The organism is Arthrobacter sp. E1SS-5, assembly GCF_057073715.1.
On the sequence record NZ_CP172703.1, the window covers coordinates 792908 to 805418 of the forward strand.

Consider the following 12511-nt stretch of genomic DNA (forward strand, 5'->3'; position numbering starts at 1 on the left):
GTTCTAGTTAGGAAAACCCGTCATGGCTGTTGGCGTATTCGACCTTTTTTCCATCGGTATTGGCCCGTCGTCTTCGCATACTGTGGGGCCGATGCGGGCTGCTGCTGTGTTTGCGGAGGAGTTGGTGGGGGCCGGGGTGCTGTCCCGGGTCAGCTCGTTGCGGGTGGATTTGTATGGGTCTCTGGCGGCGACGGGGCATGGGCATGGGACGATGACCGCGATCTTGTTGGGGTTGGAGGGGTTTCATCCGGAGTTGATCCTGCCGGCGGAGGTGGAGGAGCGGCTGGCTTCGATCGCGGAGACGGGGACCCTGCACCTGGCTGCCGTGGTGGAGGGTTCCGGTGGTGGTGTGCCGTTGCCGTATGGGGTGGAGGATATGGTGCTGCGGCCGTTGACGGTGCTGCCCCGGCACACGAACGGGATGACGTTCACCGTCTCCGGCGCCGAGGGGGAGGTGCTGCATGCGGCGACGTTCTTCTCGGTCGGTGGCGGGTTCATCGTCCGGGAGGGTGAGCAGGACGCCGCGCAGCAGGAACTGGACGCGTCCAAGGACGAGTTGCCGTTGCCGTTCCGGACCGCTGCTGAGTTGCTGGAGCACTGCGCGGTGACCGGGCTGGGCATCGCGGACGTGATGCTCCTGAACGAGAAGGCCTCCCGGGATGAGGGGGAGATCCGGGAGGGCCTGTTGCACATCTGGTCCGTGATGGAAAACTGTGTGGCCACCTCGTTGAAGCGGGAAGGGGTGCTGCCGGGCGGGTTGAGGGTCCGCCGCCGCGCCCCGGACTGGTACGAACGGCTGCGGAAGGAATGCGCACGCCCGGGTGAGGACAGCCAGGATCTGGATTTCACGGGCTGGGAGTTCCACGATCCCCGGTATTGGCAGGAGTGGGTTAACTTGGTGGCGTTGGCGGTGAACGAGGAGAACGCTTCCGGCGGCCGGGTGGTCACTGCCCCGACGAACGGGGCGGCCGGGATCATCCCCGCGGTGCTGTACTACGCGCTGCACTTTGCCCCCGGCATGGACCAGGCCACCCAGGCTGACCGGGACGGTGTGGTGGTGCGGTTCCTGCTCGCCGCCGGCGCGGTCGGGGTGCTGTACAAGGAACAGGCCTCGATCTCCGGGGCCGAGGTGGGCTGCCAGGGCGAGGTGGGGTCCGCGTCGTCGATGGCCGCCGCCGGCCTGGCCGAGGTCATGGGCGGCACCCCGGCCCAGGTGGAAAACGCGGCCGAGATCGCGATGGAACACAACCTGGGCCTGACCTGCGACCCGATCGGCGGCCTGGTCCAGGTCCCCTGCATTGAACGGAACGCGATCGCCGCCGCGAAGGCGATCAACGCCGCGAAAATGGCGCTCTGGGGCGACGGCACCCACCGGGTCTCCCTCGACGAAGTCATCATCACCATGCGCGAAACCGGCAAAGACATGAGCGACAAATACAAAGAAACCGCCATGGGCGGCCTCGCCGTCAACGTCGTCGAATGCTGACGGCCAGCTCCTAGTTGTGCGCTGCCGCCCACCAGTTCAGGCTGGCGGCGAACACCAGCCATGAGATGTAGGGGAGCAGGAGCAGCCCGGCGGTCCGGCTGATGGGACCGAAATACAAAACCGTGACGGTGACGGCGGTGATCAGGGCAAGGATGATCGCCAGCCCCAGCCACAGGGCTGCCGTGCCGAGGGCGGGGTACAGGGCAAAAAATGCAGGGGTCCAGGCGAGGTTCAGGACCAACTGGAGGGCATAGACCGCCATGGCCGGCCGGGTCCGGCTGGTCCGTTTCCGCCAAACCAGCCACGCAGCCACAGCCATCGCCGTGTAGAGGACACTCCAGACCGGACCGAACACGCCGTTGGGCGGGGACCAAGGAGCCTTGTCCGCCGTGGCATACCAGCCGGTGACATTGGCCGCCGACGCCAGCCCGCCCAACGCCGCCACCACCAGGGACGCCACCAGGAACCCGATAAGCGCAGCGGCCTGAACCCCGGCGCTGTACTGCTGCCTGCCGGTGCCCGCAGGAGCGGCTGTTTCTTCCCCATCCGGCCTCATACCCCCACCCTTGTTGAACGCCCCAAGCCCCGTCAAGACGGCGTCAGGCAGCGTGAAACGGGCCATGCCGGCCGGGTCGGGGAAAGGCCGGGAGCGCATCAGGCTTTAGACTTGAGGCTGCATGTCCGCACGCATCCAGAAGTACCGAAACCGCGCACAAACCCGATTGGACACGGCCCCCTTGCGAGAATTCACCGCACGTTTTGCCACAGCCGAGGAAATTGAGAACTGGGACAAGCACGTCACGGCCAACCCGAACGGCGGCAACATGCTGCAGTCGGCCGCCTATGCATCAGTCAAGAACGGCAGTGGCTGGAAAGTCCGGTTCCTGGTATTGGAAGGCGGCGGAAACCCCAGCTACAACCTGGTGCTGGAAAAGCGCTTCCCTGTCCTGGGACGGCTTTGGTACCTCATCAAGGGTCCTGACCTGGCCGACGCGGCGGACCTGTGGCCCGCCCTCGAAGCGTGCGCGGCCTTCGTCCGCAGCAGCAAACTGAACGTCTTCACCATCAAGGTGGAGCCAGACATCATCGATTCCGGGGACGCGCAGCGGGAGCTGCAGGCGGCTAAGCTGGTCAAGGCCCCCAACATCCAGTCCAACGACTCCACCGCCCTGCTGGACATCTCCGGCACCGGGGAGGAAGTGTTCAAAGCCATCTCCTCCCGCGCCAGGAATGCAGTCCGGCGCGCTGAGAAGGAGGGCTGCCAGGTGGTCCGACAGGAGCAGGGACCCGAAACCTACCGGGCGCTGTATGACCTGATGGCCAACACCGTCAACGCCAAGGGCTCCATGCCCCTCCGCAGCTATGACTACTACGCACAGTTCTGGGACGAGTTCTGCAACCGCGGCCAGGGCAACTTCTTCTTCACGTATGAGGACGGGAAGCCCAGCGTCGGCGCCTTCGTCATCAACTACGGTGCCAAGGCCACGTACAAGGACGGTGGTTCCACCCAGAACCGTAAGCAGTACGGGGATTCGCACCTGGTGCAGTGGACTGCCATTAAGCGGATGCAGGAACTCGGCTGCACGGAATACGACTTTTGCGGGACTCCGCCGGCAGCACGCATCAAGGACAAGACCCACAACCTCTACGGCATGGGGATGTTCAAGACCAGTTTCACCAAGACGGTCACCGACTTTGTAGGCTGCCATGACTATGTGCTGTCCCCGCTCCGGCACCGGCTCTGGGTCAGCGGTGGGGAAAAGGTGTTCCGCCGGATCGAAACCGCACGCACCGGCCAACAGTTCTACTGAGCTGCGGCCGTCAGGGCTGTAAATCCAGCGCAGCACTGCCGGGAAAGACGGCCCTGCCGCGAACACGTCCGCCTGAACATCCTCCGCCTAAAACCCTCCATACAGTGCGTGCCCACAAAGGCCGCGAAGAGTCGAGAAGAAGGTCACCCCTTGAATACAGTTTCCGCCGCTACCGGGCTTGAATACGCCAACCTCAGCGACGCCGACTTCGAGGCCTTCGCCCTGAAGCATCCGCAGAACAGCTTCCTGCAGTCCATCGACTTTGCCCGCTTCCAGCGTGCCCGCGGCCAGCAGGTGGAGCTCTTCGGGGTCCGCCGCGACGGTGAACTCGTCGCCGCCGGAAAGTTGAACTACTCCACCACCCGCCTGGGCTACACCGTCTGCGAATGCGCAAAGGGCCCGCTCATGGACTACACGGACCGGGACCTGGTGGGTGCCGTCGTCGAACTTCTCCGCAAGCACGCGGCAGGGCGCAAAGCTGCCGAACTGCGGATCTCGCCCAACATCAGGTACATCGCCCGGGACGCCGACGGCGCCGAGCACCCGGACATTGAGGACAACCGCCCGCTGGTGGCCGAGCTGGAGCGGATTGGGTTCCAGCACCAGGGCCTGGACATGAACTTCGTCAACGTCAACTGGATGTTCATCAAGAACCTCGTGGGCATCCAGGACGCCGAGGAACTGATCATGGGCACCAGCTATCGGACCCGGAAGGCCATCCGGAAAGCCGAAAAGAACGGCGTCTTCCTGGAGCAGGCCACGCTGGAAACCCTGGACGACTTCTACGGCGCCCTGAGCCGCGCCGGTGACGAAAAGGGCTTTGTCTACCGCGAACGCGCCTACTACGAGCACTTGCTCCGCACCACGTCACCCGAGTTCACCAAGCTGATGATGGCCAAGATCGACATCCCGGCGTACCGCAAATCCATCACCGAACGCCTGGCCGAGGAATCGGCCACCGCAGCGGACCTCCGCCGCGAGGTGGAGGAAACCGGCAGCAAGAAAAAAGCCAACCGGCTCAAAGTGGTCCAGGACCTGGTGGACAGCTACGAGCGGAGCCTGAAGGACATCGAGCGGTTCCCCGATTCCGTGGGGACCGCCACCGTGGCCGCCATCCACTTTGTCTGCTACGGCGACGAGGTGGTGTGCGTCATCGGCGGCACCGTCCAGGACTACATCTACTTCAACGGCGCAACCTCCCTCTACTGGGGCATGATGCTGCACGCGCTGGAGAAGGGGTACCCGCGCTACAACTTCTACGGCACCTTCGGCATTTCCGCGCAGGACGAGGAAGGCCACGGCGGCTACGAATTCAAGAAGGGCTTCGGCGGGGAAGTGGTCCAGCTGGTGGGCGACTTCGTCCTGCCGGTGCGGCCCGCGGTCTTCCACGCCAACCGGTTGGCCCGCTCCGCCGTGGCAGCAGCCCGGACCGTGCTGGGCAAGCTACCGCTGAAGCGCGCAGCCTGACCATTACCAACCGCGCACTATCGACCAGCGCATCACCGAGCGAACAGCGCACCACTACCCGGTGCGCACAGGGAGGAAGCGGGCATGAACGACCGGCCCGAACAGCCAGGGTACCGGCCCAAGACTGACGGCCTGCCCAAAACCCAACCGCTGACTCCTGCGCAGCTCCGTCAGGATGCCGCGGCCCGGCGGATGATCCGCCGCCTGGTGCAGGGCGAGAATCCGCCCACGGCCCCGCTGAGTATCGTGGACCGCCTGGCCGGCAGCCCCTATGCCAACCCCACCATCCAGGTGGGCGGCGTGGATCAGTCCGCGCGCAAAACCCTCGACTTTGCGCTGCACCTGGCCGAGACCATGTTCCGCTACGGCGCAGGTGCCCTGGAAGTGGAAACCAGCATCATTGCCGTCACTGCCGCCTTGGGGCTGAAGAACATCGAGGTGGACATCACCAACCAGTCCGTCGGCATCAACTACGCGCCCAAGGACCAGACCCCGATCGCGTTGCTGCGAGTGGTGCGCTCCTGGACCAACAACTATGCCGGACTGGCCAAGGTGCACCAGCTGGTCACGGACATCGTGGCCGGCGGCGTGGGCCGCGACGAAGCGATCCGCAGGCTCAATGAGGCCATCACCAGCCCGAAGCCGTACCCGCGCTGGATGGTCACCGCCGCGTTCGGTGTTTTCGCTGCCGTGTTCGTGGGGGTGCTGGGCGGCGGTCCGGTGTCCTCGATCATCGCGTTCGTGGCCAACATCGGCATCAGTCTCCTGGCCAGGCAGTTGGGCCGGTGGCGGGTCCCGGACTTCTTCATCACCGCCAGTTGCTCGTTCGTGGTCACCATCCTGGCCCTGCTGCTGTGGCAGTTCGGATTGACCGCCTCGCCGTCCATCGTGGTGGTGGGCGGCATCCTCCTGCTCCTGCCCACCGGGCGCCTGGTGTCCTCCGTGCAGGACGCCATCAACGGCTTCCCCGTGACGGCGGCGGGACGGTTCCTGTCCACGCTGCTGACCTTCGGCGCCATCGTGGCAGGAATCGCCGTTGCCTTCGTGGTGGGGGAGCTGACGGGGCTGCAACGCATTGACGTCACGCAGACGTTCCCGCCTGCCTATGATCTCTGGGTCCTCGTCGTCTTCGTGGCCGCGGCGGTGATGGCCATCGGCATCACCGAACAGACCACGTGGAAGCTGCTGCTGCCCACGGCGGCCGTTGGCGTGGCTGGCTACCTGGTGCTGCTCGGTTGCGGTTTGCTGGGGATCGGCGACCGGTTCTCACCGGCGATTTCCGCCGTCGTCATTGGTCTCCTGGCAAGGGTGGTGGCCCTGCGGATGGGTGCGCCGCAGCTTGTGGTCGCTGTACCTGCGGCGCTGATCCTGTTGCCGGGCCTCACGATCTTCCGCTCCATGTACGTGCTCACCGTTGAAGAAGCCGAGATCCTGGCCGGTGCCGGAGGGATGCTCAGTGCCGGGGCCATTGTGCTGGGCACGGCAGGCGGCATCGTCCTGGGCGACGTCCTGGCCCGTCCACTCACCCGCAGCCTGGCCAGTAACGAGCGGCGCAGGGCCCGACGCCGCTAGGCCGGCCGCGCCGTAGCAGGCGGAGCCTAGATCTGGCCGACCGGCAGTTTCTTCTCGGCCTGGAACACGTCCTCCACCCGGCCCTGCGCCCAGTACCCGGAAAGGGACACCTGCCGGCGCTCCAGGCCGCGCTGCTTGAAGAACACCTCGCGCAAGGCCTTCATGTACCCGCGTTCGCCGTGGGCAAAGACGTCCACTGTGCCGCCGGGCCATTCAGCGTCTGCCACGGCGTTCACCAGCAGGTCGCTGGAACCTGCCGGTACCCCGTTGCGGGGGAGCCACGTGATGTTCAACCCCGCGGGGGCGGAGATGGGCTGGATGTCGGCCTCGGAACCGACCTCCAGGAAGGCCACCCCGGTTGCCTCGGCCGGCAGGGACTCGATGCAGGCAGCGATGGCGGGCAGGGCCGCTTCGTCGCCGGCAAACAGGTACCAGTCAGCGTCCGGGTTGGGGTTGTAGGCGCCACCGGGACCGGTGAAGGTGAGCAGGTCGCCCGCCTGGGCATTGGCCGCCCACGGTCCGGCCAGCCCCTCGTCGCCGTGGACCACGAAGTCGATGGCAAGCTCCCGGGCCTCCGGATCTACCCAGCGCAGGGTGTAGGTGCGGGTGAAGGGCCACTGCTCGCGCGGCATGGTTTCGCGGATGGCCCAGAGGTCAAGGGGGGACGGATACTGGACGCCCGGCTGCGGAAAGACGATTTTCACGTACCGGTCCACGAACCCGTTGTTGGTGAAGTCGCTGAAACCCTCGCCGCCGGCCACGATCCGGACCATGTGCGGCGACAGCTGCTCCTTGCGCAGCACCCTGAGGTTTACCTGGGGGCGGCTCTTCTTGGTGGCGCTGGTAGCGGCGGGGACAGTGCTCATAAGGCAAGCCTAAGCTAGGGCGACGGCGGGAGTTCCCAGGTTACGTCCAGTGCACCTTGTTCCCGCAGCAGTTCGTTGACGCGGCTGAACGGCCGGGAGCCAAAGAACCCGCGCGAGGCGGACAATGGGCTGGGGTGTGCGCTGCTGACAGCGGGCGCTCCGGCCAGGAGCGGCCGGACGCCCCCGGCCTCCTTGCCCCACAGCACCGCCACCAGCGGCATCCTGGACCCGTCCGCAGCTTTGCGGTTCGCCAGCGCGGTGACTGCCGCCGTCGTAATTTCCTCCCAGCCTTTGCCGCGGTGGGATCCCGCCGCCCCCGCCCGGACCGTGAGCACCCGGTTCAGGAGCAGCACGCCCTGGTCCGCCCAAGCAGACAGGTCGCCATGGACGCGCGGCGGAACGCCCAGGTCCGATTCCAGCTCCCGGTAGATGTTCACCAGACTGCGGGGGAGGGGGCGGACGTGCGGCTCGACGGAAAACGACAGCCCGACGGCGTGTCCCGGCGTGGGGTAGGGGTCCTGCCCGACGATGAGCACCTTCACTTCCGCCAGGGGCTGGCGGAAGGCGCGCAGGACGTTCGACGGCGGCGGGAGGATCTGGTGCCCGGCGGCCTCCTCTGCAGCAACGAAAGCAAGCACCTTCCGGAGTTGGCCTTCCACGCCATGGAGGGCCGCGGCCCAGTCGGCTGCCATGAGCTCCCCCAGCGGGAGCTCCGCCAACTCCTTGAAGCTGATGGCGTCCGCCGGTTCCTGCTGCAGCTCGAACAGCGCATCCGATTCAAACATCGTCCCATTGTTGCAGGCACCGCAAATGACACCCATGTTATTCGGCCGCTAGCATAGGGGTAAGACATTGACCCTAACCAGCGAAGGAGAGCGCCGTGGCGGAACCGGCCCGGGAACACCTGCCGGAGCAGGATCCAGGGAAGTCCCTCCTGGCGGATTTCACCCTCCGTGAGTCCCCGCTTTCCGAGCGCGAACAGCAGATGCTGGCCCTGGAACGGCAGTGGTGGAAGTATGCAGGGGCCAAGGAACAGGCCATCCGCGACCTGTTCGATCTTTCCGCGACGCATTACTACCAGCTCCTCAACGCACTGATCGACCGCGAGGACGCCCTGGCCCACGATCCCATGCTGGTGAAGAGATTGCGTAGACTACGTACGTCGCGCCACCGTGCACGCACCGCCCGGCGCCTGGGATCCGACGCTTAGACGCCCCAGGCCGGGACAACAGCCGCAATCAACAAGGATGTCCTTCCACCATGACCAGATACGCCCGCGATGAATTCGACAAGGTCCCGGAGACCGCGTCGCGACAAGGTGTCCACCGGACGGCCTCGGCCCCGTCCCGCGTGCGGCTGTGGCCCATCCTTGCGGTAGGCGTTGCGGCCCTGGCCATTGGGCTGGTCTCCTTCCTGATCCTTCCCAAGCTCGGCTTCAATACCACCGCCAGCCAGGCGTCGGCAACCGTTGAATCAGCTCCGCTGGCCGGAACCGGATCCACCCCGTCGCCCACCCAGGCCTCGTCTGCGCCGGCGTCCGTCCCGGCGCCGTCCGCCTCGGCCCAACCAACCCGGAGCAGCGAGCCCGAGCCCACTGCTTCCGCCACCCAGCAGGCCGTCGTCGACAAGTCGCAGGCAGTGGCCGTTTACAACGCCGCCGGCACGGCAGGGCTGGCCAGCCGCGTGGGCGGAATGGTCCAGGCTGACGGCTGGCGGCTCGGCCAGGTAGGCAACTGGTCCGGCGCCCCGCAAAAGTCCTCCGTGATCTTTTATGCCGGCCCGCAGCAACTGGCCAGCGCCCAGGAGCTTGCCGGCCTGTTGAACATCCCCACCGTGGTGAACAGCACCGAATTCCAGGTACCGCTTGTGGTGGTGCTCGGCCCGGGCTACCGGTAGCCGCACATGGCACTGGGAACCGTGAAATGGTTCAACGCTGAGAAGGGCTACGGCTTCATCACCGTTGACGGCTCCGGTGACGACGTCTTTGTCCACTGGTCTGCGGTCCAGGGCGAGGGCTACCGCACCCTGGCCGAGGGCCAGCGGGTGCAGTTGGACCTCGGGGAGGGCGAAAAGGGCCCGCAGGCAGAAAACGTCCGGCCCGCGCAATGATGCCGGCTCACCGCTCCCCAGTCCGGGTCCGCCCAGCGCTTGCCGCGTCCCTGGCGGGCCTCCTGTCCATGACGGCCTGCGCCGGCACCGGCGGCAATGCCAGGACAGAGCCCGCGGAGGCTTCGGGCGACGGCGTCCTCCGCGTGGGCCTGATCCTTGACAACACCGGCGATAACGCCTTCCTCAACGCGCCCCAGCTGGCCGCCGCCAAGGCAGCCATCCAGGACATGAACGCCGCAGGCGGACACAAGGGCCGGCCCGTGGAGCTGCTGCCGGTGCACCCGGACCAGGACACCGCAGCCCAGGCCAAGGACCTGGCTGCTGCCAAGGCGGACGTAGCCATTGGACCCACAGACTCCAGCCATGCACCCGCCGCCGTGGACATCCTGTCCCGCGCCCACGTGCCGCTCATCTCCCCTGCCAACACCGCTGCCGGCCTCTCCACAAGCGCCAGCGGAGGCTACTATTTCCGGACGGCCGCGGCCGACGTCGCCCAAGGTCCCGTGCTGGCCAAACTCGCCAAGGACGCTGGTGCCGCCAGCATCAGCGTGCTGTACCAGCAGGGTTCCTACGGCAAGGACCTGTCAGCCGCCGTCACCGAAGCTGCCCAACAGTCCGGACTCAAGGTCCTGCCCGGGGTGGGCTTCAAACCGGGGGATGCCGCCGAGGCCGCACGTTCTGCCGCCAAAGCCGCGCCGGACGCTGTCGTCCTGGTGGCCCGCGACGGCGCACAGGCCGCATTGACCGAACTTCACAATGCCGGCGTCGGCGGTTCGAAACTCATCCTCAGCGACGGTGCCTTCGCCCGGTATGGATCCGGGTTGCCGTCCCGGGCCCTCGAAGGCGCCCGCTCCGTTGTCCCCGGCCAGCTCCCCGCCGCGGCTTTCCAGGCCAAACTGCTGGCGGTGGATTCCTCCCTGAAGGACGTTTCCTACGCTGCCGAAACGTATGACGCCGTGACGCTGGCGGCCCTCGCAGCGGCACGGGCGCAGGATGACGCGGGCCGGTCCATTGCCGCGAACCTCATTCCCGTCTCCGGCGGAACGGCGGCCTCCGGGGCGGGCGCGCCGCAGGCCCCCTGCCTGAGTTACAAGGAGTGCCTTGGCGGCCTCGCCGCGGGCCCGGACATAAACTACGACGGCGAATCCGGCCCGGTTGCCTTCGACGCCAGGGGGGACATCACCACGGCCGCCTTCTCCGTCTTCACTTACGGAGCGGACAACAACCCCAGCCCCACCGGGCACGAAACAGCCGGACACTCCGGCTGATCGCCCTGCGCGAAGCGGCCGTGGCCAGCGCCTTGTCCGGCGTCTCATCGCTTGCACTCTCACGTGGGGAGTGCTAATTATTGAGTTAGCACTCTGACGTACCGACTGCTAAAGCAAAGCCTGGTTCCCACCGGCGGCGCCGTGCACCGGTCGAGGAGCGAAAGTAACACCTCACTTCAGTGAGATCCCCACGCGGGGGCATACAGAGGCCGCCGTTAAAGGATCGTCCGTCGCGGGCACTGCAGCGAAGGTTCATTCTTAACGACTGTCCCGAAAGGACTACTGCCGTTATGGCCAAGATCATTGCATTTGATGAAGAGGCACGCCGCGGCCTTGAGCGTGGCCTGAACACCCTCGCCGACGCCGTTAAGGTCACCCTCGGCCCGCGTGGACGCAACGTCGTCCTCGAAAAGAAGTGGGGCGCCCCCACGATCACCAACGATGGTGTTTCCATCGCCAAGGAGATCGAGCTGGACGATCCCTACGAGAAGATCGGCGCCGAGCTGGTCAAGGAAGTTGCCAAGAAGACCGACGATGTTGCCGGTGACGGCACCACCACCGCCACGGTTCTGGCACAGGCACTGGTCAAGGAAGGCCTGCGCAACGTTGCCGCCGGCGCCGACCCGCTGTCCCTCAAGCGCGGCATCGAGAAGGCCGTTGACGCCGTCACCGCCGAACTGCTGAACTCCGCCAAGGAAATCGAAACCAAGGAAGAGATCGCGGCCACCGCCTCCATCTCCGCCGGTGACGACGAGATCGGTGCCCTCATCGCCGAAGCCCTGGACAAGGTGGGCAAGGAAGGGGTCATCACGGTCGAGGAGTCCAACACCTTCGGCCTGGAGCTCGAGCTCACCGAAGGCATGCGCTTCGACAAGGGCTACATCTCCGCCTACTTCGTCACCGATGCCGAGCGCCAGGAAACGGTCCTTGAGGACCCGTACATCCTGATCGTCAACTCCAAGATCTCCAACGTCAAGGAACTGGTTGCTGTCCTGGAAAAGGTCATGCAGTCCAACAAGCCGCTGCTGATCATTGCCGAGGACATCGAGGGCGAAGCCCTGGCCACCCTGATCGTCAACAAGATCCGTGGCACCTTCAAGTCCGTTGCCGTCAAGGCTCCGGGCTTCGGTGACCGCCGCAAGGCCCAGCTGGCCGACATCGCCGTCCTCACCGGCGGCCAGGTCATCTCCGAGGAGGTTGGCCTCAAGCTGGAGAACGCCGGCCTGGAGCTCCTGGGCCAGGCCCGCAAGGTTGTTGTCACCAAGGACGAGACCACCATCGTCGAAGGTGCCGGCGACGCCGACCAGATCGCCGGCCGCGTTTCCCAGATCCGCGCCGAGATCGAGAACTCGGACTCCGACTACGACCGCGAGAAGCTGCAGGAGCGCCTGGCCAAGCTGGCCGGCGGCGTTGCAGTCATCAAGGCCGGTGCCGCAACCGAGGTTGAGCTCAAGGAGCGCAAGCACCGCATCGAAGACGCAGTGCGCAACGCAAAGGCTGCAGTTGAAGAAGGCATCGTCGCCGGTGGCGGCGTGGCCCTGATCCAGGCCGGCGCCAAGGCGTTCGCCAACCTTCAGCTGTCCGGCGACGAAGCAACGGGCGCCAACATCGTCCGCGTTGCCATCGACGCCCCGCTGAAGCAGATCGCCTTCAATGCCGGCATGGAGCCCGGCGTTGTTGTCGACAAGGTCCGCGGCCTGCCCGCCGGCCACGGCCTGAACGCAGCAACCGGTGAGTACACCGACCTGCTGGCCGCCGGCGTCAACGATCCCGTCAAGGTGACCCGCTCTGCCCTGCAGAACGCGGCTTCCATCGCCGGCCTGTTCCTCACCACCGAAGCAGTGGTTGCTGACAAGCCGGAGAAGGCTGCTGCTCCTGCGGGCGGCGACGACATGGGTGGCATGGGCGGCATGGGCGGCTTCTAAGCCTCCC

The 12511-nt window shown here is 66.1% G+C and carries 12 protein-coding genes; 9 read left to right on the forward strand and 3 right to left on the reverse strand.

Features of this window, described 5'->3' with window-relative positions; all coding sequences use genetic code 11:
- Positions 1–22: 22 nt before the first annotated feature.
- Positions 23–1486, forward strand: coding sequence for an L-serine ammonia-lyase (locus tag ACIGJD_RS03780; RefSeq protein ID WP_483688358.1), 1464 nt, complete (start codon positions 23–25; stop codon positions 1484–1486).
- Between the two features lie 10 nt (positions 1487–1496).
- On the opposite strand, the gene ACIGJD_RS03785 is transcribed toward ACIGJD_RS03780, so the two are convergent.
- Entirely contained in the window at positions 1497–2042 is a 546-nt protein-coding gene (locus ACIGJD_RS03785; protein ID WP_483688359.1) for a TspO/MBR family protein, read from the reverse strand.
- Between the two features lie 121 nt (positions 2043–2163).
- Here ACIGJD_RS03785 and ACIGJD_RS03790 point away from each other — a divergent pair, with 121 nt between their 5' ends.
- The 3 genes from ACIGJD_RS03790 (at position 2164) to ACIGJD_RS03800 (ending at position 6336) form a co-directional block, all read left to right on the forward strand.
- Entirely contained in the window at positions 2164–3297 is a 1134-nt protein-coding gene (locus tag ACIGJD_RS03790; protein ID WP_483688360.1) for a lipid II:glycine glycyltransferase FemX, read from the forward strand.
- A 150-nt stretch (positions 3298–3447) separates the two neighbouring features.
- Positions 3448–4764 carry a peptidoglycan bridge formation glycyltransferase FemA/FemB family protein gene (locus ACIGJD_RS03795; RefSeq protein ID WP_483688361.1) on the forward strand — a complete coding sequence of 439 codons (1317 nt, stop codon included), beginning with the start codon at positions 3448–3450 and terminating at the stop codon, positions 4762–4764.
- An 84-nt stretch (positions 4765–4848) separates the two neighbouring features.
- Positions 4849–6336: a threonine/serine exporter family protein gene (locus ACIGJD_RS03800; protein ID WP_483688362.1), complete on the forward strand. Its 1488-nt coding sequence runs from the start codon at positions 4849–4851 to the stop codon at positions 6334–6336.
- Positions 6337–6362: 26 nt separating this feature from the next.
- Here the strand turns inward: ACIGJD_RS03800 and ACIGJD_RS03805 are convergent, their stop codons facing one another.
- Both ACIGJD_RS03805 and ACIGJD_RS03810 read right to left on the reverse strand, forming a co-directional pair.
- Positions 6363–7202 (reverse strand): siderophore-interacting protein, encoded by an 840-nt coding sequence (locus ACIGJD_RS03805; protein ID WP_483688363.1) that lies wholly within the window; start codon positions 7200–7202, stop codon positions 6363–6365.
- A gap of 14 nt (positions 7203–7216) precedes the next feature.
- Positions 7217–7987 carry a uracil-DNA glycosylase gene (locus ACIGJD_RS03810; protein WP_483688364.1) on the reverse strand — a complete coding sequence of 257 codons (771 nt, stop codon included), beginning with the start codon at positions 7985–7987 and terminating at the stop codon, positions 7217–7219.
- A gap of 95 nt (positions 7988–8082) precedes the next feature.
- Between ACIGJD_RS03810 and ACIGJD_RS03815 the strand changes: the two genes are divergently transcribed.
- The 5 genes from ACIGJD_RS03815 to groL all read left to right on the forward strand — a co-directional run bounded on the left by ACIGJD_RS03815 (position 8083) and on the right by groL (position 12504).
- Entirely contained in the window at positions 8083–8412 is a 330-nt protein-coding gene (locus ACIGJD_RS03815) for a DUF3263 domain-containing protein (RefSeq protein WP_483688365.1), read from the forward strand.
- Between the two features lie 50 nt (positions 8413–8462).
- Positions 8463–9098: a LytR C-terminal domain-containing protein gene (locus ACIGJD_RS03820; RefSeq protein ID WP_483688366.1), complete on the forward strand. Its 636-nt coding sequence runs from the start codon at positions 8463–8465 to the stop codon at positions 9096–9098.
- A 6-nt stretch (positions 9099–9104) separates the two neighbouring features.
- Positions 9105–9311, forward strand: a complete 207-nt coding sequence (locus ACIGJD_RS03825; RefSeq protein ID WP_483688367.1) for a cold-shock protein — start codon at positions 9105–9107, stop codon at positions 9309–9311.
- A complete protein-coding gene (locus tag ACIGJD_RS03830) occupies positions 9311–10579 on the forward strand; it encodes an ABC transporter substrate-binding protein (protein ID WP_483689421.1) in 1269 nt (422 codons plus the stop codon). Before ACIGJD_RS03825 ends, ACIGJD_RS03830 begins: the two co-directional genes overlap by 1 nt.
- A 290-nt stretch (positions 10580–10869) precedes the next feature.
- Positions 10870–12504 (forward strand): chaperonin GroEL, encoded by a 1635-nt coding sequence (groL, locus tag ACIGJD_RS03835; protein ID WP_142131065.1) that lies wholly within the window; start codon positions 10870–10872, stop codon positions 12502–12504.
- Positions 12505–12511: the final 7 nt, after the last annotated feature.

Excerpts from the sequence above, each read along its gene's own strand:
- ACIGJD_RS03780 (WP_483688358.1), top strand. The coding sequence starts at position 23 with ATGGCTGTTGGCGTATTCGACCTTTTTTCCATCGGTATTGGCCCGTCG.
- ACIGJD_RS03785 (WP_483688359.1), bottom strand. The coding sequence starts at position 2,042 with ATGAGGCCGGATGGGGAAGAAACAGCCGCTCCTGCGGGCACCGGCAGG.
- ACIGJD_RS03790 (WP_483688360.1), top strand. The coding sequence starts at position 2,164 with ATGTCCGCACGCATCCAGAAGTACCGAAACCGCGCACAAACCCGATTG.
- ACIGJD_RS03800 (WP_483688362.1), top strand. The coding sequence starts at position 4,849 with ATGAACGACCGGCCCGAACAGCCAGGGTACCGGCCCAAGACTGACGGC.
- ACIGJD_RS03805 (WP_483688363.1), bottom strand. The coding sequence starts at position 7,202 with ATGAGCACTGTCCCCGCCGCTACCAGCGCCACCAAGAAGAGCCGCCCC.
- ACIGJD_RS03810 (WP_483688364.1), bottom strand. The coding sequence starts at position 7,987 with ATGTTTGAATCGGATGCGCTGTTCGAGCTGCAGCAGGAACCGGCGGAC.
- ACIGJD_RS03820 (WP_483688366.1), top strand. The coding sequence starts at position 8,463 with ATGACCAGATACGCCCGCGATGAATTCGACAAGGTCCCGGAGACCGCG.
- ACIGJD_RS03825 (WP_483688367.1), top strand. The coding sequence starts at position 9,105 with ATGGCACTGGGAACCGTGAAATGGTTCAACGCTGAGAAGGGCTACGGC.
- ACIGJD_RS03830 (WP_483689421.1), top strand. The coding sequence starts at position 9,311 with ATGCCGGCTCACCGCTCCCCAGTCCGGGTCCGCCCAGCGCTTGCCGCG.
- groL (WP_142131065.1), top strand. The coding sequence starts at position 10,870 with ATGGCCAAGATCATTGCATTTGATGAAGAGGCACGCCGCGGCCTTGAG.